Source organism: Yersinia kristensenii (genome assembly GCF_900460525.1).
Taxonomy (GTDB): domain Bacteria; phylum Pseudomonadota; class Gammaproteobacteria; order Enterobacterales; family Enterobacteriaceae; genus Yersinia; species Yersinia kristensenii.
Genome location: NZ_UHIY01000001.1, coordinates 2,324,434 through 2,348,760, shown reverse-complemented (window position 1 = coordinate 2,348,760; position 24,327 = coordinate 2,324,434). Strand labels below are relative to the sequence as shown.

Here is a 24,327-nt window from a genome sequence, read left to right as displayed (position 1 = left end):
ATTCAGTGTTTGCTAAATATATTGCAAGACGGGCTATAGCCCGTCTTGTTATTTGCATAATAGATTGCTTCAATAGCGCTTCTTAAATAAAAAGGCTGAGGAATTTCTATGCGTGCGTTACCTCTGTGCCTGTTAGCACTCTCGCTAACTGGATGTTCCGTGCTTCAATCAAAGCCATCCACCACAGAAAATCCGGTTAAGCAACCGCCTCCGGTTATCAAATCCAGCTCTACGGTTGCTCCTCGCCCGGCGCCGGTAAAACTGTATAAAAGCGCAGAAGAGCTTGTTGGCAAGCCTTTCCGCGATTTAGGCGAAGTGTCCGGTGAATCTTGCCAATCCACTGTTCAGGACTCCCCACCGAGTATCGCAACCGCTCGGAAGAGAATGCAGACTAAAGCATCCTATATGAAAGCCAATGCAGTCTTACTGCATCAATGTGAAATACAAAGTGGAGTTCCCGGCTGTTATCAACAAGCCGTGTGTCAGGGCTCTGCACTGAACGTTTCATCAAAATGAGTGTATTTTCCTTTAATCAGATTGGCGTCATCCGCTCCCCCTATAAAGAAAAGTTTGCCGTGCCGCGCCAACCGGGTCTGATTGAGGATGGTGGTGGCGAATTACATCTATTAGCGCCCTATAACCAAGCGGAAGCGGTGCGAGGCTTGGCTGATTTTAGTCATTTATGGGTGATGTTCGTTTTCCATCAAACCATGGACGGCGGTTGGCGGCCTACGGTTCGCCCTCCACGTCTGGGGGGGAATGCCCGAATGGGGGTATTTGCCACCCGCTCCACTTTTCGGCCCAACCCGATTGGCATGTCCCTCATCGAATTGAAAGGGGTGCATTGCCAGGGAGGGCAAGTCATTTTGGCGCTAGGCAGTCTGGATCTTGTTGATGGTACGCCAGTGATTGATATCAAACCCTATTTGCCTTTCGCGGAGAGCCAACCCCACGCGCGCGCAGGTTTTGCTCAAACAGCACCAGATGCAGACATGCTAGTCAGTTTTTCTCCCACCGCCGAGCAGCAATTAATGCAGCAACAACCACGTTATCCACATTTGCGGCGTTTTATCACCCAGGTTTTAGCGCAAGACCCACGCCCAGCCTACCGTAAAGGTGATCATGAAAGCCGAGAATATGCGGTTCTACTGCTAGAATTTAACGTGCGCTGGCGGGTTATTTCAGGTCAAACGGAAGTGTTATCACTCGACCCATACTAAATTTCACCCAGCTCTCTTTTGACAACCCGCACTCGCTGGTAAACTAAACTACTTTTTACTTTTTTGGCTGCCTCTACTTGTTGCAGTGCCAATGGAACCAAAACATCATGCGTACTAGCCAATATTTGCTCTCCACTCTGAAGGAGACACCTGCTGATGCTGAAGTGATCAGCCACCAGTTGATGCTCCGCGCCGGGATGATCCGTAAACTGGCCTCAGGTCTTTATACCTGGTTGCCGACCGGAGTCCGGGTATTGAAGAAAGTCGAAAACATCGTGCGCGAAGAAATGAATAATGCCGGTGCAATCGAAGTTTCAATGCCTGTCGTGCAACCGGCTGATTTATGGCAAGAGAGTGGCCGTTGGGAACAATACGGCCCTGAGCTGTTACGTTTTGTTGATCGCGGCGAGCGCCCTTTTGTGCTCGGCCCAACTCATGAAGAAGTCATTACTGACCTGATTCGCGGTGAGATCAACTCTTACAAACAATTACCACTGAATTTCTTCCAGATTCAGACCAAGTTCCGTGATGAAGTTCGCCCACGTTTTGGCGTGATGCGTGCCCGTGAGTTCCTGATGAAAGATGCTTACTCTTTCCATACCACTCAGGAATCATTGCAGGAAACTTATGACGCAATGTATGCCGCATACAGTAAAATTTTCAGCCGCATGGATCTGAATTTCCGTGCAGTACTGGCAGATACTGGCTCAATCGGTGGCAGTGCCTCCCACGAGTTCCAAGTGCTGGCAGACAGTGGTGAAGACGATATCGTGTTCTCAACCGGTTCTGATTATGCTGCTAACATTGAATTCGCTGAAGCGCTGGCACCGGCTGAACCACGAGCAGCGGCGGCAGAAGAGCTGCGTATCATTGATACTCCGAATGCAAAAACCATCGCTGAATTAGTCGAGCAGTTCACACTGCCGATTGAAAAAACCGTAAAAACCTTAATCGTTCATGCTCATGAAGAGAGTGGGCACAAGTTGGTTGCTCTACTGGTTCGTGGTGATCACGAGCTGAACGAGGTTAAAGCTGAAAAATTGCCACAAGTTGCCAAGCCACTGACTTTCGCGACAGAAGAAGAAATTCGCGCCGCTATTGGTGCTGGCCCAGGTTCATTAGGCCCGGTCAATCTGCCATTGCCTGTTGTCGCTGATCGCAGTGTCGCTGTGATGAGTGATTTTGGCGCGGGCGCGAATATCGATGGTAAACATTACTTTGGCATTAACTGGGAACGTGATTTGCCGCTGCCACACATTGCGGACCTACGCAATGTGGTTGAAGGCGATATCAGCCCAGATGGTCAAGGCACTTTACTGATCAAACGCGGTATTGAAGTGGGTCATATCTTCCAGTTAGGGACTAAATACTCGGAAGCAATGAAAGCCACGGTTCAAGGTGAAGATGGCCGCAACCAAGTGATGACCATGGGTTGTTACGGTATTGGGGTTTCCCGCGTAGTGGCTGCTGCCATTGAACAGAATCATGATGACCGCGGTATTATTTGGCCAGATGCTATTGCGCCATTCCAGGTCGCTATTTTGCCAATGAATATGCATAAATCTTTCCGCGTCAAAGAACTGGCAGAGGAGTTATATACCACCCTGCGCGCTCATGGGATTGACGTTATTCTCGACGATCGTAAAGAACGGCCGGGCGTGATGTTTGCTGATATGGAATTAATTGGCGTGCCACACAATGTGGTTATTGGTGACCGCAATCTCGACAGTGAAGAAGTGGAATACAAAAACCGCCGTGCCGGTGAAAAGCACATGATTAAAACCAGTGAAATCATTGATTTCTTACTGAGCCAAATCAAACGCTAATTAGCTAAAAATATAAAGCCGCCAGAGTGTGAACAACAGCTGGCGGCTTTTTTATTGCAGCAACGGAGACTCTCTACTGACTGTCGCAGCTCTTATTGGCATTGAACTGAATATCGCCTGCCGGGATCAGTGTTTTATCTGATTGCCCTTCCTCCATTGACGGCCGAATATCAAAATGGCCATTAAGGGTTAGGAATACTGGCTCCCCCACATTTTTGCGCGTTTTTAAATATCCCTTTTCCAAGGTGATATTATTTTCTACTGGGAAAGTTTTGCCCGTTGCACAATCGGTAAATACTGCCGCATCAGCAAAGTATTTATACATACCGCTGAGTGGCATCGGCGTTTTAGGTAAAGGCTGATCGCTGGGTACTAATTGATAATTCAACTTGGATACAATTGGCAGGCCTTGTTGATCAAGCATCACCAGGTTTTTACCAACAGGCCGGAAATAACGTTTTTCCCCCTGCCCGGTAGTTAACACTAATTTATCCGCCGTGCGGGCCCAGTGACCATATTCTGCGAATGCTTGGTCGCCATCTTTACTGCCAAGATAAACTTCTTTCAAAATAAAAGTTCCATCACTGTCGAGGAACAATGAAGTATCCAGGCCGCTGCAATCCGCACAGGGCAAAACTCCCTGATAACTTTGCTGCATCGGTTGTAAAACCTGCTCAACCGGCTGATGCCGATTATTACAACCTAATAATGACAGCGCACCTACTGCCAAAAACAGTGTTATTGTTAATTTACTCACAGTCACTCTCCCATACTGTGTCCGATATAAGGAATGAGGCCATATACAGCCACCATGTGGTCAGATATCAGCATCAATCCTGATGTATTTTACCGCGCAGCGCTTTTGTTGCCCCTTTGCGGACTTTGCTTTCAACTCGCCTGATTTTTGAACCTCTGGTCGGTTTCGTCGCCCGGCGGGGTTTTTCTATCACCATCGCCTGACGGATTAATGCCACCAGCCGCTGCTGTGCAGCCTCGCGATTCATATCCTGGCTACGGTATTCTTGCGCTTTGATAATGATGACCCCCTCAGCGGTCATCAAATGGCTATTGAGCAATAATAACCTTTCTTTATAATACTCTGGCAGGCTTGACGCCTTAATGTCAAAGCGCAAATGGATGGCCGTTGAGGTTTTATTCACATGCTGCCCGCCCGCACCTTGGGCTCGAATAGCCGTCAGTTCAACCTCGCTGTCGGGTAGGCTGACATTATTGGATATAATCAACACACTTATTGCCCATCGCCTTGCCATTCATCAAAACTAATTTCCAGATTATTCTGATCATCTGATAGCCAAATAGTTCCCTCTTGCAGCGTGGCTTGCAATGACATATTGCGCTGAGACAGTGCAGCCAACTTTGCCATCTTTTCATCATCCAGGAAGCGTACCCGAAGATTACGGTGCCCCGATAACTTTTCCTTCACCTGTGGCCACCACACTTTAGCGGCTCTTTCGCTGTAAGCATAGAGCACAACTTGCTGTGACTGGTTACAGGCTTTACGCAACCGTTTTTCCTCCGGTAGCCCCAATTCAACCCATAGTTCAATGCCATTGTGATCATTGTGACGCCAAATTTCTGGCTCATCATCAGCGCTCAAGCCTTTGGTAAACAGCAAACGCTCATCAGCATGACAAATCCATGCCAATAAACGCAACATCATGCGCTGGTCAGTTTCAGATGGGTGTTGTGCAATAGTCAGGTTAACATCCTGAAAGAAATTACGATCCATATCTGCGATGTTAACTGCGGCTTTATGGATGGTTGCTTTTAGCGCCATGAGTGACCTCTTAATTATCTGGCTGACAGTGTACTTGATTAGGTCTGTTTGCAGCCAGCCCGGTATAAAGAGAGTTATTAGTTGTATCAATACTAAAAAGAAAGCTTAGTTCTGACTCTAATATCTCTACCACTCCTGTGCTATAGTCCTTATAAGTTCAGAGTTTATCTTCATAGGTTGACAGCGCGACGTTTCCGCAGAGAATCTACTGAGTTAAACTTTTCCGGGAGGATTACTGTGCAGCAATACTGTGAATTAGTGCGCCGTTTTTATGCACAAATTGCTAGTGGTGACCAGGGCTACGTGTCAGATGCACTGGGTTGTGTATTGAAAGCATTGGACGAAGTTGCGGCTAATGACGCACTCCCGTCCTCCGTTAGGGAACAGGCGGCTTTTGCCGCCGCTAACTTATTGGTGAGCGATTATGTCGATGAGTGAAGAGTATCAACCCATCAATTGTGATGACTACGATAATCTGGAACTCGCCTGCCAACATCACCTGATACTGACGTTGAAGTTGAGAGGCGGTGAGATCGTAGAAGGAAAAGCTTGCGATCTGCTGCTGAGAAAAAAGGTCGAATACCTGATTGTCGAGCAAGAAGGGACAATACGTGAGTTACGTCTTGACCACATAGCCAGCTTCAGCCACCCCGAAATCGGGACTGTAGTAGTAAGTGCATCATAATTCAGCACCTTGATAACGACGGGCCACTCAAAAAGTGGCCCGTTTTGCATTTAGGGCAAACCAAACCGCATCAAGGTTTTAAACTCGCATAATAAGCCGCCAGATCAGAGATATCATCGTCGGTTAAAGGAGTAACATAAGCCTGCATCACTCCAGCTTGCCCTCCCGTCCGCTCTCCTTTTTTATATGCTTTTAATGATTGCTCTAAATACATCGCATTTTGCCCAGCAAGGTTTGGATACATAGGCACTGAAACTTTACCCTGTGCGCCATGGCAAGCCACGCAGCTGGCTGACTTCGCGCGACCGGCTTCAATATCATTTTTTGCCAGTGCCGAAAAACTACATAAACTGAGTGCCACTATACTAACGACTAATTTCATCATTGCTCCTCAAAAATTAACGATCTTATTTATTCTTATTATTTAATGCCGGTTTGGCCCAATGAAGGTACCAGCACGGTTCATTTTCTTGAGCCTGCCCAGCTTGAGTGACAAAAACCCCCGCCGCAGCAATCAACTGCTCACCAAAATACAGCAACGGAATACGTTCTCGCTGCCACGGTGGGATGCCTAACTCTTGCCATATTTTTTTGCTTTGGCGTGAATGCTGCCGCCCGACAATTTTTATATCCCCTTGTAAACCAAAGCGAATGCTTATTTCCTCACCAAGGGCGGGAGGCTTAATAGCTTGCTCACCCTCGTGCGTAAAACTCAGCACCCCAAGATTGGCAGGCAAAATCAAAGGCTTGGGCACAACTGCCATTCCGTCAGGTGCGGCCTGAACTTTAGCCCAAGAGAGATGCGGTATTCGTATCTCTGCTAGTGGTGATAGCAGATACAAGTATTGCCTGAAACGGCGAACTTGATGAGTGCCCAGAATCAATTGAGGCTCGGCATCCTGCCTGGCCATCGCCACTTCTAACCACAAACGTTGCAGTTGGCTTTGTGATGGCATTAAAGCCCCCCCTCCCGCCAACCAACGCCGTAATATTGCGGCGCGCTTAACCTCTGAGGCGAGTAATAACCCCTCGATAGACAGTGCACCATCAGCATTTTGCAGTTGTTGCAGATTATCGGCCAGCAACTCATCCAACAGTTGCTCCTGCTCTGCACATAAACTGGCACTGCGCGCCGCTGCTTGAGCAAAATGTGGCCAGCGCTGAGTCAGCAAAGGTAAGATTCTTAATCGCAGGAAATTACGATCAAAACGATCATCCTGATTACTATCATCTTCAATCCACTGTAATCGCTGTACTTGAGCATAGTTCTCAAGTGTCTCACGGGAAAATGCCAATAATGGCCGCCATAATTGGCTATGCGCAAAAGGCATTTTAGCCGCCATTGCGGATAGGCCTGCCGGGCCGCTGCCGCGTTTGAGTGCCAGTAAGAAGGTTTCACATTGGTCATCTAAATGCTGGGCAGTCACTAATACTTCATTCGCGGCTAAATGTGAGGCAAATGCTTGATAACGCACAGTTCTAGCCGCTGCTTCAATACCCGTGTGGCGGGCGTCGATATTGACTCGCACCACTTCAAGTGGGATGTTCCATTGCTCACATTGCTGCTGGCAATGTCTTACCCAAGTGTCTGCCAAGGGGTTTAAACCATGGTGAATATGAATGGCGCGAATCATCAAGTCAGGAATAAGTTTATCACGCAGGCAAACCAATAAATGCAACAGTACGCTGGAATCCAAGCCACCACTGAACCCGACCAGCACATGGCGCTGTTCACCAAATTGCGCGAACAGTGGGTTGAGTAAAACATTGGGTGTCGCTGGAGTGGCGTTCATCTTATTCCGCTGTCAGTTCATAGAGCTCCAGAGGTAAACCATCTGGATCGTTAAAGAAAGTAAAACGTGAGCTTGTGTAGGGATCAATGCGAACTGCTTCGCAAATCACACCAACCGCGTCAAGTTCTCGTATCGCCAGTTCAATATCATCGACCTGAAAAGCCAAATGCCGTAAGCCACATGCTTCCGGGCGACTAGGCCGGGCTGCGGGCGAGGGAAATGAGAATAACTCAATCGTATACTGGCCGTTTAATGCCAGATCGGCTTTCCACGAGTCCCGCGCATCACGATAAACTTCACTCAGGAGGCTAAAACCCAGTATTTCACAGTAGAATTTTTTGCTCGCCTGATAATCTGAACCAATTATCGCAATATGATGAACCTGACGTATTGCCAGCATGTATTACTCCCATTTAGTCATTGGTATTGAGTATGTTGACCCAGTAACGTCCATCATCATCGCGCTTGGCACCATGTATATCCGTTTCAAACCCGGGATAGTGTGCGCCAATAGCACAAAGCATCAGCAGGAAATCCAATACTGCACGGCTCTCCTCGGTGATAGTTTCACCCGGCATGACTAATGGGACTCCCGGTGGATAAGGTAAAATCATATTAGCGACAACTTTGCCAATCAAATCAGCCATATCACAAGCGACTATATTACCGCGGATCTGCTGTTGGAACATGTCATATGGCGTAAGTTTCATCTCAGGTAGTACATCAAAAGACTTGCGCATCAGGCGAGGTAAATCATGTTGGCGGATCATGTTATGAATACCTGCCGCCAGATCCTGAATACGCATATGGCGATAAAAATCAGGATCTTCAGCAAACAGATCTGGCAGCATATTTTTAATCCGCAAATTAAGATCAAAAGCGCGCTTAAAGTCGGTCAGGCCGCGCAATAAACTCATTGCCTTAGTTTTATCAATGCCGATACTAAATAAGAATAGCAAATTATAGGGGCCGGTTTTTTCTACCACGATCCCACGTTCATCCAGAAACTTTGCTACCAATGCGGCGGGGATCCCTTCCTCTTCAAGTGCTCCTTCGTGATTCATTCCCGGCGTCAGAATTGTCACTTTGATCGGATCAAGATACATATGATCAGCATCTGCAGAGCTAAAACCATGCCACGCTTGCCCCGGTTGGAGTGGCCAGCAGGCTATTTCGTCAATATCTTCCGGCTGCCAAACATCAAAGAACCAGTTATCACTTTCTGAGCGTAAGCGGCGCACTTCCTTGCGAAAATGCATAGCCCGTTCGATGGAGCGCAAAATCATGCGTCGGCCAGGATTGCCACGCATCATTGCCGCCGCCGTCTCCATTGAAGCGACAATCCCGTAATTAGGGGAGGTGGTGGTGTGCATCATGTAAGCTTCATTAAAGGTGCTTTCATTGTAATCACCTTTAATATGAATCATTGATGCCTGAGAGAATGCGGCCAGTAATTTATGGGTTGATTGCGTTTCATAAAATACTTTTCCTGCAATTCGCTCGCCACTCATACCACTTTTACCCTCATAAATTTCATGAAAATTGGTATAAGGAACCCAGGCCGAATCAAAATGAATGGAAGGAACATCCAATGTTTGCTTAATATAATCCGTATTATAGAGCAAGCCATCGTAGGTCGAGTTGGTGATTACCGCATGTACCGGCCAACTGGCATTCTTAGTCTGCGCAACTTTTGCCTCAATGGAGGTTTTAGTAAATTCGCGCTGCGGAATGCCGCCTAAAATGCCATAAGCATTTCGCGCAGGACACAAATAAATAGGGATGATATCGCTCATCATCAATAGATGCGTCAGAGACTTATGGCAATTACGGTCAATCAACACTGTGCTGCCTGCTGGTGATGAATACATACCAATGATTTTATTTGCCGTCGACGTGCCATTGGTTACCATATAACTCTGTTCGGCATTGAATGTGCGGGCAATATATTCCTCGGCCTCCAAATGTGGCCCGGTATGATCTAATAATGATCCCAGTTCAGTAACGGAGATTGAAATATCCGCTTTAAGGGTATTAGCGCCGAAAAAATCATAGAACAAACTCCCCACTGGGCTTTTTTGAAAAGCTGTTCCCGCCATGTGTCCAGGAGTACAAAAGGTATACTTTCCTTCTTTAACATAATTAAATAGCGCTTTGGTTAACGGCGGGGTAATACTATCCATATACTCTGCCGTATATTGTTCAATATGCTGTACAATATCTTCAGCAGCATTGAGGGTATATTCAAAGAAATAAAGTGCCATGCGCATTTCATTCAAACTGACATCCAGTGACGATGTGGTATTGATAAATGCATAGAGTGGGAGATATTCGTTTAGATCATTAATCTCAGCGCAAAGCTCATTACTGTGTTGGTCCCAATCAAAAATCACACCAATAATCCGCGCATTATGTTCAATAAGCTTGAGCAGATCACCGTGACTCTTAGGATAGATTAGCTGAAAACCTCTGGCGAGCAGAGCATCGTTCAACTCTCGAATGGGTTCATCTTTATAGTAAACCCCCATAGGCCCCATGATTGCGATGATATTCATTGGTGAATCCTCAATTTGTTCACTAGTCATCTATAACAACATGAAAATTCAACACAGGGTATCTTTTACCTGAAAGTTATGAGGTTAAACATTATTTTGAGATAAATACTCAATCGGCATCTGCGATATTGAAAGAGTATTATTTATCTATAGATAAATGATCGTTACAAGCTGAACGGATATAAATAAGGGGATGATCTAATGAGATTAGCAAGGCGACTTACAAACAAAAAATCCGGTACACAATATAGGTACCGGATTTCATTATCTAGCTTAGATGACCAGTATTTCGGTCACTATTAATCAGCAATAACCATAATTCATTAAACGCTGATAACGACGATTTAATAACTCTTCGTCATTCAGAACATCCAGATCACTAAGATCAGCCAGAAGCTGTGCTTTCAGTGAGGCGGCTATCGCCAGGTAATCACGATGCGCTCCCCCTAAAGGCTCAGGAATGACGGAATCGATCATTTTCAGTTCTTTCAAACGATGGGCGGTAATACCCATGGCTTCTGCGGCTAAAGGCGCTTTATCCGCACTTTTCCACAAAATAGACGCACAGCCTTCTGGGGAGATAACAGAATAAGTGCTGTATTGCAGCATATTCACTTTATCACCTACACCAATTGCCAATGCACCGCCGGAACCCCCTTCACCAATCACGGTACAAACGATTGGCACATTCAGGCGTGACATTTCGCGCAAATTACGTGCAATGGCTTCAGATTGACCACGCTCTTCAGCGCCGACACCGGGGTAGGCCCCTGGTGTATCAATGAAAGTAATGATGGGCAGTTTAAAGCGCTCAGCCATTTCCATCAAACGCAATGCTTTACGATAACCTTCTGGTGCTGGCATCCCAAAGTTACGGCGAATCTTCTCTTTGGTTTCACGGCCTTTTTGGTGACCAATGATCATCACCGGGCGACCGTCCAGACGAGCAATACCACCAACGATAGCTTTATCGTCAGCATAGGCACGATCACCGGCCAGCTCTTCGAAATCGGTAAAGATATTAGCGATATAATCCAGGGTATAAGGACGACGAGGATGGCGTGCCAATTGGGCAATTTGCCATGCACCGAGATCCGAGAATATCTTCCGCGTCAGCTCGACACTTTTCTCACGTAGACGCTGAACCTCTTCGTCCAGATTAATATCTAATTTTTCGTCTTGACGGCTGACTGCGGTCAGCGAGTCAATTTTCGCTTCCAGCTCTGCAATCGGCTGTTCAAAATCAAGAAAATTCAGACTCATAGCATTCCTATTTTAGTCAAATTCCAGTTCCACCTGCTCATTACCTACCAACGTTCGCAAATCTATCAATAAGCGATCGGTGGGCGTCACGCGCCATGTGGCTCCAAACCGCAGCCGGGCACGAGCATCTTCCCGTTGGTAATAAAGATGCACTGGGATCGTCCCCGCTCGATGGGGTTCCAACGACTGACGGAGACGGTTCAAAAGCTGGTCATCAATTTGCCTGTCGGTCAGCGATATAGCAAGCCCACGGGCATATTTTTCACGAGCTTCACTGATATCCATTAACTCACGGGCGGTCATTTTAAGTCCACCACTAAAGTCATCAAAGCTGACCTGTCCGGTGGCTATCAGGATACGGTCTTTTTCCAACAAATGCTGATATTTTTCCAACGCATCGGTGAATAGCATGACTTCAAGACGCCCAGAACGGTCGTCCAATGTACAAATGCCAATACGATTTCCGCGTTTTGTCACCATAACTCTCGAGGCGATAACCAACCCCGCAGCCATGGTCATTTTGCCCCGATCCGTCGGGTGCATATCTTTCAAACGCAGCCCGCCGGCATAACGCTCTATTTCCTTAAGATATTGGGTGATGGGATGGCCGGTCAGATACAGCCCCAACGTTTCCCGCTCACCGTCTAAAACAATCTGTTCCTGCCACGGCGGCACATTAGCATAAGATTGCTCAACCTGCTCAGGAGCATCGGCTAATACACCAAACATATCAACCTGACCAATGGCTTCAGCCTTAGCATGTTGGTCTGCGGCTTTTAATGCTTCGCCCAGTGAACTCATTAATGCAGCGCGATGCGGCCCCAAACGGTCAAAGGCACCGGACATAATAAGCTTTTCTAAAATCCGACGATTAAGTTTTTTAGTATCGACTCTGGCACATAAATCAAATAACTCTTTGAAATAGCCGCCCTCTTTACGGGCTTCCAACATGGCCTCAATCGGCCCTTCGCCAACACCTTTAATTGCGCCGATACCATAAACAATTTCGCCCTCATCATTAACATGGAAATGATACAGGCCGCTGTTGATATCAGGAGGCAGAATTTTCAGCCCCATGCGCCAACACTCATCGACCAGCCCCACCACCTTATCGGTGTTGTCCATATCGGCCGTCATTACCGCCGCCATAAACTCCGCAGGATAATGGGCTTTCAACCATAAAGTTTGGTAAGAAACCAAAGCATAGGCTGCAGAGTGTGACTTGTTAAAACCGTAACCCGCAAATTTCTCTACCAGGTCAAAAATCTTAATCGCCAGTTCACCCTCGACCCCCTGGCTTTTCGCACCATCTTCAAATATAGAGCGCTGTTTCGCCATCTCCTCCGGGTTCTTTTTACCCATCGCACGCCGCAACATATCCGCGCCGCCGAGTGAATAACCAGACAGAACCTGAGCAATCTGCATAACCTGTTCTTGATATAAAATGATGCCATAGGTTGGCTCAAGAACTGGCTTTAGCGATTCATGCTGCCATTCAATATCAGGATAGGATATTGCTTCGCGACCATGTTTACGGTCAATGAAGTTATCAACCATTCCTGATTGCAATGGACCGGGGCGGAATAATGCCACCAACGCGATCATATCTTCGAAGCAGTCAGGTTTTAGGCGCTTGATAAGATCCTTCATACCTCTGGATTCAAGCTGGAATACCGCCGTCGTTTCAGAACGTTGCAGCATATCGAAGCTTTTTTTATCATCCAGTGGAATAGAGGCAATATCAATCGGCTCTAACCCGGTTTTCGCACGCCGGGCGTTGATCATCTCCAATGCCCAGTTAATGATAGTGAGTGTTCGCAAACCAAGGAAGTCGAACTTCACCAACCCGGCATATTCCACATCATTCTTATCAAACTGAGTAACCGGGTTATTCCCTTCGGCATCGCAGTATAGCGGGGCAAAATCGGTAATTTTTGTTGGCGCGATAACCACCCCACCAGCATGTTTACCGGCGTTACGCGTTACCCCTTCCAACTTACGCGCCATGTCAATTAGCGCTCTAACCTCTTCATCTGCCTCATAAATTTCAGGCAGTTGCGGTTCCGCGGCGAATGCTTTTTCTAACGTCATGCCCGGATCTGGCGGGACTAACTTTGAGATGCGGTCAACGAAACCATAAGGATGGCCTAAGACCCGGCCCACATCGCGGATGACCGCTTTGGCTGCCATGGTACCAAAGGTAATTATCTGAGAAACCGCATCACGGCCATACATTTCAGCCACATGTTCAATGACCAGATCGCGTTTTTCCATACAGAAGTCAACGTCGAAGTCGGGCATTGATACACGTTCGGGGTTTAGAAAACGTTCGAACAGCAGGTCAAATTCCAGTGGATCAAGATCAGTAATCTTCAGCGCATAAGCCACCAGAGAACCTGCACCAGAACCACGCCCCGGCCCTACCGGCACGCCGTTATCTTTTGACCACTGAATAAACTCCATTACAATCAGGAAGTAACCAGGGAAGCCCATCTGGTTAATCACTTTTAGTTCAATTTCCAGACGTTCATCATATTCAGGGCGTTTTTGTGCCCGAACTTCAGGATCAGGGAATAAGAATTCCAACCGCTCTTCTAAACCTTGTTTAGACTTTTCAACCAGAAAGTCTTCTGTGCTCATATCGCCGGTCGGGAATTGCGGTAGGAAATACTCACCAAGCCGGATAGTCACATTACAACGTTTGGCTATTTCAACACTGTTAATCAGCGCCTCAGGAATATCCGCGAAAAGCTCACACATTTGCTCTTCATCGCGCATAAATTGCTGAGGGCTATAATTCTTAGGCCGCTTAGGGTCAACCAATGTAAAGCCGTCATGAATAGCCACGCGGATCTCATGGGCGTCAAAGTCAGACTCATCGATAAACCGCACATCATTGGTTGCGACTACCGGTAAACCACGCTCAGTGGCTAATGCCACCGCGGCATGCAGGTAGTTTTCTTCATCAGGGCGGCCAGTCCGAATTAATTCCAGATAATAACTGCCAGGGAAATGCTCCTGATAAAACTCAAGGCACAAATCAACCTGAGTGTGATTACCCCGCAGAATAAACTTGCCAACATCCCCCATCCGGCCACCAGACAGCAGAATCAGACCTTCTTTATGTTTAATCAACCAGTCACGGTCAATAATAGGTCCTGCAGCACCATACCCGCGTTGATAAGCTTCAGATATCAGCAAAGTCAGGTTTTGATAACCTTCATTATTACGTGCAAGAACAGTCAGGTGAGCTAATTCATCACCTAAAATTTCACTTTGCACGTAGAAGTCTGCGCCGATGATGGGTTTGATCCCAGCACCATGAGCGCTACCGTAGAATTTTACCAAGCCACACAGGTTGGTGAAGTCGGTAATGGCCAGAGCGGGCATGCCTAAGGCGGCAGCTCTCTTCACCAAGGGTCCAATCTTGGCTAATCCATCGATCATGGAGTAATCGCTGTGAACACGCAGGTGGACAAAACGAGGTTCGGCCATATCCAGATACCAGAAATTAGTGGATTGAATCATATCCCAAGCAATTCATTGCCAAGGAATCATACCCATACATTATGGATGTTGCTTTATTTTATAGATGCAAGTCGCTGTTTACACTAAACCCAGCACACGCTTAACTGGGCCAAAACTGCGCCGATGATGTTCAGTTGCACCCAAAGCTGCCAATTTTTCCAAATGGACAGCGGTTGGATAACCTTTATGTTGCGCGAAACCATATCCGGGAAATTGAAGGTCCAGCTCAGTCATTTCGCGATCACGGGTTACTTTGGCCAGAATTGAAGCGGCGCTTATCTCCGCTACCCGACTGTCACCTTTCACTACAGCCAATGACGGCATAGCTAATTTTGGACACCGGTTACCGTCGATCAAGACATAATCGGGCGCTATGTGTAGCCCAGCTACCGCTCTTTGCATTGCCAACATAGTCGCGTGCAATATATTTAGATGATCAATTTCTTCTGGCTCAGCGCGACCAAGGCTCCATGATAAGGCCTTGTCTATAATTTCGTCATAAAGTGATAAACGGCGCTTTTCACTCAGTTTTTTCGAGTCGGCTAAGCCCACAATGGGCCGTTTCGGATCGAGAATAACTGCAGCGGTAACAACGGCCCCCACTAAAGGGCCACGGCCCACTTCATCCACACCGGCAATTAGGTTTGCTGGTGGATAAATAAAGATATCAGTCATCGTCCTGCTAACTCCAATACTGCTTGTGCCGCCTGTTCATCCGCACCACAGCGGATGCTCTGATGTAAGATCAGGAAGCGCTCTTTTAAAGCCTCAACCGCCTTTCCACCTTGTAATAAAGGCAGCAGCGCATCTGCGAGCTTCTGCGGTTGACACTCTTGCTGCAACAACTCTGTCACTAGCTCTTCGCCCGCTAACAAATTGGGTAACGAAACATAAGGAGTCTTAACCAACCTCTCAGCCAACCAGAATGTGAAAGGTTTCATACGATAACCAACCACCATTGGGCACTTGGCCAACATGCATTCTAGCGCAGCCGTACCGGAAGCCAGCAACGTCGCATCAGCAGCAATCATCGCCAGACGGGCATTACCATCAAGCAAATGTACTGACAGATCAGGTGCAATTTCGGCCTTAATTCGCTCGAATTGCTCTCGACGCTTGCTATTTACCAGCGGAACCAGCACTTCCAGATTGGGCAATTGTTGCTTCAAAATAGCCGCGGTGCGCAGGAAATCACCACTGAGCATTTCTACTTCAGAATGGCGACTACCCGGCAATAAAGCCAGACAAGGTGTTTGGGATGCAATGCCAAGCTCGACTTTTGCCGCGAGTTTATCGGGAACCAATGGCATGGTATCAGCCATGGTATGGCCGATAAAACGGCAGGGAACATTAAAACGATCGTAAAACGCTTTTTCAAAAGGAAGGAAAGCGAGCACCATATCGGTCGCTTTGCCAATTTTGAAAACACGCTTTTGTCGCCAAGCCCATACGGATGGGCTGACATAATGAACAGTTCGAATACCACGCTGTTTCAAACGCCCTTCGAGGGTAATATTGAAATCAGGCGCATCGATACCGACAAAAACATCCGGCAAGAGCTCACTAAAGCGTTGAGTCAGCTCCTTTCGGATTTTCAGTAGCCGTGGCAGTCGCTCTAACACTTCAACAACGCCCATCACCGCTAATTCTTCCATCTCAAACCAAGCTTCACATCCTTCAGCTTGCATCAGAGGCCCTGCCACCCCGACAAAGTGAGCATCAGGAACCTGAGCTTTCAGTGCACGAATCAATCCTGCACCTAAGATGTCGCCGGAGGTTTCACCGGCGACTAAACCTATAGTTAAAGGACGCACGCCGTTTGACGGCCGATCAACAGATAATGGGCTATTTTGCATAAGTCAGCGAATAATGCCGCGAGTCGAACGAGCAAAGAAATCAATGAATGCTTGAACTGATGGGTGCTGTTCCGCCAATTCAGCAATTTCAGGTTTCACTTCATCCAACGTCCGGCCACTGCGATACAATAATTTGTATGCATTGCGGATAGCATGGAGTGATTCTTTGTCGAAACCACGGCGTTTTAACCCTTCGATATTGATACCGAATGGTGTCGCATGGTTACCCTGAGCGATGACAAAAGGAGGCACATCCTGAGCTACACCAGAACAACCGCCCACCATGACATGCGCACCAATCACGCAGAATTGATGGATAGCAGTCATTCCGCCAATAATGGCAAAATCGTCGATTTCTACATGACCACCCAATGTTGCATTATTTGCAAGAATACAACGATTGCCAATGATGCAGTCATGGGCAATGTGGGCATTAATCATCAGTAAATTATCGCTGCCTACTTTTGTTAATCCACCACCTTGCACGGTGCCTCGGTGGATAGAAACACTTTCACGGATACGATTGCGGTCACCGATCTCTACGCGAGTAGGCTCGCCAGCATATTTCAGATCCTGATTTGCTTCACCAATCGAAGCAAACTGATAAATCTGATTATCACTGCCGATTTTTGTTATTCCATTAACGACGACATGGGATTTCAGTTCCGTGCCAGCGCCGATTTCCACCTGGGATCCGACAAAGCAAAAGGGGCCAATACGAACACCGGCGCCAATAACTGCACCTTCTTCGACGATAGAACTAGGATGGATAACGGCGGTTTTGTCAATCACGTATCAGGACTCCTTAACGTCAGACTTTGCAACTTCAGATTTTGCAACTACAGCTGTTGCTGGTTTGCTACGAGCACACATCATTGTTGCCGTACAAACGATTTCACCATCAACTTTCGCAACCCCCGTAAAACGGGTCAGACCACGGCGTTCTTTAACAAACTCAACTTCCATGATCATTTGATCGCCAGGCACTACTGGACGTTTAAAGCGAGCGTCATCAATGCCAGCAAAATAATAAAGCTCACCCGGTTCAAGTTTACCGCGGCTCTTAAACGCCAAAATCCCGGTAGCCTGTGCCATCGCTTCTAATATCAGCACACCAGGGAAGATTGGCTTGCCTGGGAAATGGCCTTGGAAAAATGGCTCGTTGAAAGAGACGTTCTTCACTGCACGCAGAAATTTCCCTTCCTCAAAATCAAGGACGCGATCTACCAGCAAAAATGGAAAACGGTGCGGGAGTAGATCCAGAATCTCTTCAATGTGCAGAGTATGAGTGTCAGTAGTCAAAATACTCTTCCTGTCTAAAAACTGATGCTATCAACAACACGGCCTGCACTGCCCCAAAAGGGAGGCATTAGGCAGGCCGCAAATTAGGAACTCTTTACACTTACTTTTGGCATCAATTGCCAATAAGTTTGATTATTTGCTCAGAGTTTCGGGCTTAAGTGATTATTCTTTATCGATTTTACGCTCAATCGCTTTTAAGCGTTTATTTATCCCATCAATATTCATCACTAAAGCAGCTGTTTTGCGCCACACTTTATTGGGTTGTAGCGGAATACCGGAGGAGTATAACCCAGGTTCAGTGATTGGGCGCATCACCATTCCCATTCCGGTGATTGTGACTTTGTCACAAATCTCCATATGACCATTGATCACACTTGCGCCGCCAATCATACAATAGCGTCCAACTTTCAGACTGCCAGCCATGATAACACCACCCGCAACCGCAGTATTGTCGCCAATCACAACGTTATGTGCAATCTGACATTGGTTATCAATGATGACACCATTACCAATAATCGTATTATCCAGCGCACCACGGTCAATTGTTGTACAGGCACCAATCTCAACACGGTCGCCAATATGTACAGAACCAAGCTGCGGTATTTTTATCCAGTTGCCACGATCATTTGCATAGCCAAAACCATCTGCACCAATGACCGTACCGGATTGAATCAGGCAATTTTGCCCAATAACAACTTCATGATAAACGGAGACATTGGCCCACAAACGGCTACCAGCACCAATGTGAGTATTCTTGCCAATAAAACAGCCAGCACCGATAACCACGTTATCGCCCAACACAACACCAGACTCTATCACTGCATTCGCACCGATAGATAAGTTCTTACCCAACGTTGCCTGTGGAGAAATCACCGCACTTGGGGCAATATCTTGCGCAGGTTGAGGTGTGGTATCCATTATCTGTGCCATGCGTGCATAGGTTAAATACGGATTTTTAACCACCAATGCCGCAGATTTACAGAAAGGTAAGTCAGCCTCAGTCAACACCACCGCACCTGCATTGCAAGTTGCGAGTTGCTCCTGATAACGGCTGTTTGACAAAAATGTGATTTGCGAAGGCTCGGCAGAATGCATAGAAGCGATGCCGGTGATGACAAGAGAGCCATCACCGTGCACCTGTGCATCCAACTGCTGGGCTAAATCAGCCAGTCGAATTGAAAGCATGTTTTATTTAACCTGTTTCAGCACGTCAGCAGTGATATCTTTAGAAGGATCTGCATATGCAACAGCATTTGCATCAATCACTACGTCATAACCACCTTTGCTGGCGACAGATTTAACAGCATCCTGAATACGGCTCAGAATTTTGTTACGCTCTTCCATCTGACGACGGCGATTATCTTGCTCAAAAGCCTGGGCTTTAGTAGAGAAAGTTTCACGCTGTTTCATTACGTCGCTTTCCAGCTTAGTACGATCACTGGCTTTCATAGTAGAACCGTCACGTTGCAGTTTCTGCATTTTAGTCTGCAGATCGCGCTCCATTCCTTGCAGTTCGGTTGCACGGCCTTTGAATTCATTCTCCAGCTGTTTAGCTACGGTTTCACGCGCAGGTAATTGTTGGAAAATGCTGGAAACGTTAACAATAGCAATTTTGTCTGCGGCTTGAACGCTGGCAGAAGCTGCCAATGCTAAACCAAGACCTGCGGCACACAACCACTTTTTCACTATAAACTCCTTACCATTACCTGTTTGTGTCAGAGACACCTTGAAGTGCACTTAATACTGAATAATTCCTAAGAGCGCGCCAGCCTAAGCCGACGCAACTTTAGGTTATTTCAACTACCAGTGCTGTCTTTAAAATTCAATGTTACTTTGCCAATCAATTACCAAGTTTTACCGATGTTAAACTGGAATTGCTCTGACTTATCGCCTTCGTAATCTTTAACCGGTTTAGCATATGAGAACACTAGAGGCCCTAATGGAGACATCCATTGTAGTGCCACACCGGCAGAGACACGAATATTGCTAGCTTTACTATAATCAGGAATACCTGCCGCTCGTGTTTCTGCGGTATTTTCCCAATTGGTATCCCATACGGTACCTGAGTCAATAAAGACTGAAGTACGTACAGAATTTGAGTATTTCTCACTAATGAACGGCGTCGGTGTAATCAGTTCTAGACTGGCCACCGCCATGGCGTTCCCCCCTACCGCATCGGTAGAGTTACTAACTGTAGTCCCATTATTGCCATAGTATGCCGCTTTGGGACCAATGTTATTAGAACGGAAACCACGGACAGAGCTGGCACCACCGGCATAGAAGTTCTCGTAGAATGGCATTTCTTTCGAACCGATGCCGCCGCCGTAACCCAAGCGACCACGGCCCAACAGCACCCATGAACGATCTTCATCTAATGGCTGGTATGCTGATGTATCGAATGTGACTTTGTAGAACTCATTATCTGAGCCAGGTACAGTCACTTTCGTATTCACCGAGGATTTCACACCCGAAGTTGGGAAGAAGCCACGGTCCAAGTTGTTATATGTCCAACCCAGATTCAGCGTAAAGTCATCAGTAGTAAAGCCTGTACGCCCGGTGTAATCAGGACGTTGGCCTACCGACTCTAGATAGCGCCACATCGCAACTTGCGGTTCCATGTCAGACAGGTCGTTGTGGACGTAACCTAAGCCAACACGCAATGAGTTATTCTCATTGATTGGGAAGCCTAACGTACCGTCAACACCATAACTGCTGTTGGTATAACCGGATAGGTCTGCGTTATCTGCTTTAAAATCATTATAGAAGATACGCCCACCCAAACTGACACCGTCAACGGTGAAGTATGGGTCAGTTAAGGTAAACTCAGCATAGGTCTGGTAGTCGTTTTTCGTGCCGTTAATACCGACAGTGTTACCGGTACCCAACCAGTTATCTTGCTGCACGCCGACCTGGAAGCTCACACCACTTTCAGTACCGTAACCGATACCAAAGTTTAGACTACCGGTGTTTCGTTCCTTCACTTTGTAAGTCACATCGACCTGATCAGCCGTTCCTGGGACTCGTTGAGTTTCAACATCAACAGTCTCGAAATAGCCTAAACGGTTCAGACGTTCTTTACCGGCTTCAACTTGATCATTACCCAGCCATGCACCTTCCATTTGACGCATTTCACGGCGCAACACTGAGTCTTTACTGGTGTCATTACCTTCGAAACGGACGTTACGGACATAGAAACGGTTACCCGCATCTACATTGATATGCAATTTAACTGTTTTATCAGCATCGTTAATTTCAGGCTGAGATACAACGCGCGGGTAAGCATAGCCATAGCGGCCCAACATCTTCTTGATGTCTTCTTCCATGCGCGTCACTTTACTGCCGTTAAACAGTTCACCCGGCTCAATCTTGGTCAGCTTATCCGCTTCAGATTGATGGCCCGCAAGATTACCGCTCACAACCACGCTGTTAAGCTTGTATTGGTCACCTTCAGTAATATTGATAGTGATATAGATGCCTTTTTTATCTGGCGTCAAACTCACTTGGGTTGAATCAATGTTAAATCGGGCATAACCACGATCCAGATAGAAACTGCGTAAGGTTTCGAGGTCACCAGCCAGTTTCTGCTTCTGATATTTACGATCACCGACCACGTTCCACCATGGCACTTCATCGCGCAGTTGGAAGCGCGAGATAAGTTCATCAGTTGTGAAACTGTGGTTACCTACGATGTTGATCTGCTGAATTTTTGCAGATACACCCTCGGTAAAGACCAATTTTAGATCGACACGATTACGTGGCAATGGAGTAACAACAGCCTTCACTGAAGCGCTGTATTTACCCACACTGTAGTAGAAGTCTTCGAGTCCTTTTTCAATGTTGGATATAGTGGTACGGTCCAGGGCTTCGCCAACCCGGACGCCAGAGGCCTCCAGATTCTGCTTAAGCATGTCATCTTTCACCGCTTTATTACCGGAGAAAGTGATGCTGGCAATCGTTGGGCGTTCTTTGACTTGAACAATCAGCGTATCACCATCGCGCAGGACGCGAACGTCCTCGAAGTTGCCTGTAGCAAACAACGCACGGATAGTTTGACCGATGTCATCATCACTGACGGTATCGCCTACGCGAACCGGCATATTAAGTAACGCCGCACCGACGGCGACCCGTTGCAGGCCTTCGAAATGAATATCTTTCACTACGAACCCGTCTGCACCGTATACGGTGGCGCTGCCAAACAGCAGCGACGCTATGAGCAACTTTTTCATCGCCATCGTTGTTATGCGTTCTTCCTAACCTATCCCCTGCCGTTAAAGACGGGAGAAATCATTGAAAAGTGCAAGCCCCATTAATAACACCAGCAAAATCGAGCCGATGCGATAACTGAAGTCCTGTACTCGCTCAGAAACCGGCCCACCCTTCAGCTTTTCTATCGCCAGGAAGAGCAGATGTCCACCATCTAACACCGGTAACGGGAACAAATTGATAATGCCCAAGTTGACACTGATCAGTGCCAAAAACATCAGGTAATACACCAACCCGTACTCAGCTGAAACCCCAGCACCTTGTGCAATAGATATCGGGCCACTCAAGTTATTCAGCTTAACATCACCAGTAATCAGTTTACCCAACATGCTTACCGTCAAATGCATCAACTGCCAGGTTTTATCCCCAGCTTGGTAGAGTGCAGTGAACGGGCCATATTGGCGAATCGTTTTATATTCATCCGGAAGCGGTATAACTTTCGGCACTACACCCGCAAAACCTTCACTGCGGTTCTCTCCAACCGATTTTGTATCTGGTATCAAGGTTAAAGACAAGGGGGTACCCCCCCTTTCAATATCTAACACCAGCGCTTTACCGGGGTTATCTCGAACTTGTAAAACAAATGATTGCCAACGATCCAGCAACTGGCCGTTAACTTTAACTACCCTATCCCCTGCTTGTAAACCCGCCTTTTGTGCCGCTGACCCTGGTTGGACTTCTGCCAAGACGGATTCAATCTGCGGGCCACGCGGGATAATGCCTAGCGCAACCACTGGATCTTGTTTATCTGGCTCAAATTGCCACTGACGCAAATCCAGTGTCTTTTGCTCCACATTAGTAGATCCAAATGGAGCAACACCGACTTGTGTCTGCTTGTCACCAATCTTGCCAACTAAAGCTAAACGAACAGAATCCCAGTCAGGCGTTTCGATACCATCTACCGACTTAAGTTCCATTCCCGGAGAAATATTGGCTTGTGCAGCAATGGATTGTGGCGAAATATCACCCACAACCGGACGCACACTTGGTACGCCAATGATAAATACCAGCCAGTAAGCAATGATAGCAAAAAGGAAGTTAGCAATAGGACCCGCGCTGACGATTGCCGCACGCTGTAAAATGGTTTTATTGTTAAAAGATTGATGACGGAGCTCCGGAGCAACCGCTTCTACGCGCTCATCCAACATTTTAACGTAGCCGCCCAATGGGATAAGGGCGATAACATACTCGGTTCCCTGACGATCAGTTCGACGCCATAACGCTTTACCAAAGCCAATTGAAAAGCGTTCAACACGGACACCACAGCGCCGTGCCACCCAAAAGTGGCCAAACTCATGCACTGTAATTAAGATCCCAAGTGCGATAATAAACGCGGCCAGGCTCCAGAGTATGCTCATCATATTCCCTAAACTCCCCGTCAGTGACGGATTAAAACACTAACAGCATTAAGCAGGCAAATACCGGCACAGCTGCGGTCAGGCTATCGATACGATCCAGTATCCCACCATGACCAGGAATCAAATGACCACTGTCTTTGATTCCCGCTTCACGTTTAAACATACTTTCGGTCAAATCGCCGAGTACCGAGGCCAATGCAGCGACCACGGAACAGATTAACAGTTTTTCGGGAATGATATCCAACGGAGCATATCGACCAAACAACCATGATATCAGAGCTGATGTCAGTAAACCGCCAATTAATCCTTCCCACGTTTTACCCGGTGAGACTTTAGGCGCTAATTTATGTTTACCGAACAATTTACCGAACATGTAGGCGCCAGAATCTGCTCCCCACACCAGCAGCATCACATACAGTAACCACCAGGCGCCAATATTATGGTCCTGCTCATAGCCATACTGGCGTAGTGCGACCATACCCCAGAAGAATGGGACAATGGTTAGAATGCCGAAAACTATACGCAACAGACGTGAATCGCGCCAAACTACCGCAGAGCGTGGGTAAGTAAGCACCAACAGCAATGCAGCGATCCACCAGCCCATAGAAAGCCAGAGAGGCACGCTCACTTGTGGAAGATGAGCTGAATGTTGGTAAGCCGGGAGGCTAAGCAACATTAGAACAAGTAAAAAGCCACACAGTATGGCTAGCCAAATACGCTGAGAACGACTGGCAAACCCGGCTAATTGTCCCCATTCCCAAGCAGCAAGCATGCTGACGACAAGAGTGACAATAGCAAAACCAACCGGCGGAAGCAGGAACAGTGCACCAATGACAACCGGAATCAAGATTAAAGCAGTTATGAGACGATACTTCAGCAA

The 24,327-nt window shown here is 47.1% G+C and carries 23 protein-coding genes; 5 read left to right on the top strand and 18 right to left on the bottom strand.

Annotation, left to right across the window (positions count from 1 at the left end; genetic code table 11):
* Positions 1-108 precede the first annotated feature (108 nt).
* The 3 genes from rcsF (at position 109) to proS (ending at position 3,046) form a co-directional block, all read left to right on the top strand.
* Positions 109-516 (top strand): Rcs stress response system protein RcsF, encoded by a 408-nt coding sequence (gene rcsF, locus DX162_RS10735; RefSeq protein WP_032820349.1) that lies wholly within the window; start codon positions 109-111, stop codon positions 514-516.
* Positions 513-1,220 (top strand): tRNA (N6-threonylcarbamoyladenosine(37)-N6)-methyltransferase TrmO, encoded by a 708-nt coding sequence (gene tsaA, locus DX162_RS10730; RefSeq protein ID WP_004391675.1) that lies wholly within the window; start codon positions 513-515, stop codon positions 1,218-1,220. The genes rcsF and tsaA overlap by 4 nt, the downstream gene beginning before the upstream one ends.
* A 107-nt stretch (positions 1,221-1,327) precedes the next feature.
* On the top strand, positions 1,328-3,046 hold the full coding sequence (proS, locus tag DX162_RS10725; RefSeq protein ID WP_004391676.1) for a proline--tRNA ligase: 1,719 nt from the start codon (positions 1,328-1,330) through the stop codon (positions 3,044-3,046).
* A 73-nt stretch (positions 3,047-3,119) separates the two neighbouring features.
* Here the strand turns inward: proS and nlpE are convergent, their stop codons facing one another.
* The 3 genes from nlpE to DX162_RS10710 form a co-directional block, all read right to left on the bottom strand.
* Positions 3,120-3,803: an envelope stress response activation lipoprotein NlpE gene (gene nlpE / locus DX162_RS10720; RefSeq protein ID WP_032820351.1), complete on the bottom strand. Its 684-nt coding sequence runs from the start codon at positions 3,801-3,803 to the stop codon at positions 3,120-3,122.
* 73 nt (positions 3,804-3,876) lie between these two features.
* Entirely contained in the window at positions 3,877-4,293 is a 417-nt protein-coding gene (arfB, locus tag DX162_RS10715; protein WP_004391678.1) for an alternative ribosome rescue aminoacyl-tRNA hydrolase ArfB, read from the bottom strand.
* 2 nt (positions 4,294-4,295) lie between these two features.
* Positions 4,296-4,844, bottom strand: a complete 549-nt coding sequence (locus tag DX162_RS10710; protein ID WP_004391679.1) for a YaeQ family protein — start codon at positions 4,842-4,844, stop codon at positions 4,296-4,298.
* A 237-nt stretch (positions 4,845-5,081) separates the two neighbouring features.
* Between DX162_RS10710 and DX162_RS10705 the strand changes: the two genes are divergently transcribed.
* Both DX162_RS10705 and rof read left to right on the top strand, forming a co-directional pair.
* Positions 5,082-5,282, top strand: coding sequence for a YaeP family protein (locus DX162_RS10705; protein ID WP_004391680.1), 201 nt, complete (start codon positions 5,082-5,084; stop codon positions 5,280-5,282).
* The gene (gene rof / locus DX162_RS10700; protein WP_032820353.1) at positions 5,269-5,529 is read left to right on the top strand and encodes a Rho-binding antiterminator; all 261 of its coding nucleotides are present in this window, start codon (positions 5,269-5,271) and stop codon (positions 5,527-5,529) included. The genes DX162_RS10705 and rof overlap by 14 nt, the downstream gene beginning before the upstream one ends.
* A gap of 70 nt (positions 5,530-5,599) precedes the next feature.
* Here rof and DX162_RS10695 read toward each other — a convergent pair whose 3' ends face one another.
* The 15 genes from DX162_RS10695 to cdsA all read right to left on the bottom strand — a co-directional run bounded on the left by DX162_RS10695 (position 5,600) and on the right by cdsA (position 24,327).
* Positions 5,600-5,914 (bottom strand): c-type cytochrome, encoded by a 315-nt coding sequence (locus DX162_RS10695; RefSeq protein WP_032820355.1) that lies wholly within the window; start codon positions 5,912-5,914, stop codon positions 5,600-5,602.
* 22 nt (positions 5,915-5,936) lie between these two features.
* Positions 5,937-7,322: a tRNA lysidine(34) synthetase TilS gene (gene tilS, locus DX162_RS10690; protein ID WP_004391682.1), complete on the bottom strand. Its 1,386-nt coding sequence runs from the start codon at positions 7,320-7,322 to the stop codon at positions 5,937-5,939.
* 1 nt (position 7,323) lies between these two features.
* Entirely contained in the window at positions 7,324-7,722 is a 399-nt protein-coding gene (locus tag DX162_RS10685) for a VOC family protein (protein ID WP_004391683.1), read from the bottom strand.
* A 13-nt stretch (positions 7,723-7,735) separates the two neighbouring features.
* Entirely contained in the window at positions 7,736-9,877 is a 2,142-nt protein-coding gene (locus DX162_RS10680; protein ID WP_032820357.1) for a lysine decarboxylase LdcC, read from the bottom strand.
* A gap of 303 nt (positions 9,878-10,180) precedes the next feature.
* Positions 10,181-11,140, bottom strand: coding sequence for an acetyl-CoA carboxylase carboxyl transferase subunit alpha (gene accA / locus DX162_RS10675; RefSeq protein WP_004391685.1), 960 nt, complete (start codon positions 11,138-11,140; stop codon positions 10,181-10,183).
* Positions 11,141-11,152: 12 nt separating this feature from the next.
* Positions 11,153-14,635, bottom strand: coding sequence for a DNA polymerase III subunit alpha (gene dnaE, locus DX162_RS10670; RefSeq protein ID WP_032820386.1), 3,483 nt, complete (start codon positions 14,633-14,635; stop codon positions 11,153-11,155).
* Positions 14,636-14,746: 111 nt separating this feature from the next.
* On the bottom strand, positions 14,747-15,343 hold the full coding sequence (rnhB, locus tag DX162_RS10665) for a ribonuclease HII (protein ID WP_032820358.1): 597 nt from the start codon (positions 15,341-15,343) through the stop codon (positions 14,747-14,749).
* Positions 15,340-16,524, bottom strand: a complete 1,185-nt coding sequence (gene lpxB / locus DX162_RS10660; RefSeq protein WP_004391688.1) for a lipid-A-disaccharide synthase — start codon at positions 16,522-16,524, stop codon at positions 15,340-15,342. Before lpxB ends, rnhB begins: the two co-directional genes overlap by 4 nt.
* 3 nt (positions 16,525-16,527) lie before the next feature.
* Positions 16,528-17,316 carry an acyl-ACP--UDP-N-acetylglucosamine O-acyltransferase gene (lpxA, locus tag DX162_RS10655; RefSeq protein ID WP_004391689.1) on the bottom strand — a complete coding sequence of 263 codons (789 nt, stop codon included), beginning with the start codon at positions 17,314-17,316 and terminating at the stop codon, positions 16,528-16,530.
* A 3-nt stretch (positions 17,317-17,319) separates the two neighbouring features.
* Entirely contained in the window at positions 17,320-17,826 is a 507-nt protein-coding gene (fabZ, locus tag DX162_RS10650) for a 3-hydroxyacyl-ACP dehydratase FabZ (protein ID WP_038631264.1), read from the bottom strand.
* Between the two features lie 162 nt (positions 17,827-17,988).
* Complete coding sequence (gene lpxD, locus DX162_RS10645) at positions 17,989-19,011, bottom strand: UDP-3-O-(3-hydroxymyristoyl)glucosamine N-acyltransferase (protein ID WP_004391691.1); 1,023 nt, start codon at positions 19,009-19,011, stop codon at positions 17,989-17,991.
* A gap of 3 nt (positions 19,012-19,014) precedes the next feature.
* Positions 19,015-19,512: a molecular chaperone Skp gene (skp, locus tag DX162_RS10640; protein WP_032820361.1), complete on the bottom strand. Its 498-nt coding sequence runs from the start codon at positions 19,510-19,512 to the stop codon at positions 19,015-19,017.
* A gap of 158 nt (positions 19,513-19,670) precedes the next feature.
* The gene (gene bamA, locus DX162_RS10635) at positions 19,671-22,058 is read right to left on the bottom strand and encodes an outer membrane protein assembly factor BamA (protein ID WP_004391693.1); all 2,388 of its coding nucleotides are present in this window, start codon (positions 22,056-22,058) and stop codon (positions 19,671-19,673) included.
* Between the two features lie 36 nt (positions 22,059-22,094).
* Positions 22,095-23,450: a sigma E protease regulator RseP gene (rseP, locus tag DX162_RS10630; protein ID WP_049560376.1), complete on the bottom strand. Its 1,356-nt coding sequence runs from the start codon at positions 23,448-23,450 to the stop codon at positions 22,095-22,097.
* A gap of 28 nt (positions 23,451-23,478) precedes the next feature.
* Entirely contained in the window at positions 23,479-24,327 is an 849-nt protein-coding gene (gene cdsA, locus DX162_RS10625; protein ID WP_032820363.1) for a phosphatidate cytidylyltransferase, read from the bottom strand.

Excerpts from the sequence above, each read along its gene's own strand:
- proS (WP_004391676.1), top strand. The coding sequence starts at position 1,328 with ATGCGTACTAGCCAATATTTGCTCTCCACTCTGAAGGAGACACCTGCT.
- lpxB (WP_004391688.1), bottom strand. The coding sequence starts at position 16,524 with ATGCAAAATAGCCCATTATCTGTTGATCGGCCGTCAAACGGCGTGCGT.
- accA (WP_004391685.1), bottom strand. The coding sequence starts at position 11,140 with ATGAGTCTGAATTTTCTTGATTTTGAACAGCCGATTGCAGAGCTGGAA.
- dnaE (WP_032820386.1), bottom strand. The coding sequence starts at position 14,635 with ATGGCCGAACCTCGTTTTGTCCACCTGCGTGTTCACAGCGATTACTCC.
- DX162_RS10680 (WP_032820357.1), bottom strand. The coding sequence starts at position 9,877 with ATGAATATCATCGCAATCATGGGGCCTATGGGGGTTTACTATAAAGAT.
- tsaA (WP_004391675.1), top strand. The coding sequence starts at position 513 with ATGAGTGTATTTTCCTTTAATCAGATTGGCGTCATCCGCTCCCCCTAT.
- tilS (WP_004391682.1), bottom strand. The coding sequence starts at position 7,322 with ATGAACGCCACTCCAGCGACACCCAATGTTTTACTCAACCCACTGTTC.
- DX162_RS10685 (WP_004391683.1), bottom strand. The coding sequence starts at position 7,722 with ATGCTGGCAATACGTCAGGTTCATCATATTGCGATAATTGGTTCAGAT.
- rcsF (WP_032820349.1), top strand. The coding sequence starts at position 109 with ATGCGTGCGTTACCTCTGTGCCTGTTAGCACTCTCGCTAACTGGATGT.
- lpxD (WP_004391691.1), bottom strand. The coding sequence starts at position 19,011 with ATGCTTTCAATTCGACTGGCTGATTTAGCCCAGCAGTTGGATGCACAG.
- rnhB (WP_032820358.1), bottom strand. The coding sequence starts at position 15,343 with ATGACTGATATCTTTATTTATCCACCAGCAAACCTAATTGCCGGTGTG.
- DX162_RS10710 (WP_004391679.1), bottom strand. The coding sequence starts at position 4,844 with ATGGCGCTAAAAGCAACCATCCATAAAGCCGCAGTTAACATCGCAGAT.
- rof (WP_032820353.1), top strand. The coding sequence starts at position 5,269 with ATGTCGATGAGTGAAGAGTATCAACCCATCAATTGTGATGACTACGAT.
- DX162_RS10695 (WP_032820355.1), bottom strand. The coding sequence starts at position 5,914 with ATGATGAAATTAGTCGTTAGTATAGTGGCACTCAGTTTATGTAGTTTT.
- rseP (WP_049560376.1), bottom strand. The coding sequence starts at position 23,450 with ATGATGAGCATACTCTGGAGCCTGGCCGCGTTTATTATCGCACTTGGG.
- bamA (WP_004391693.1), bottom strand. The coding sequence starts at position 22,058 with ATGGCGATGAAAAAGTTGCTCATAGCGTCGCTGCTGTTTGGCAGCGCC.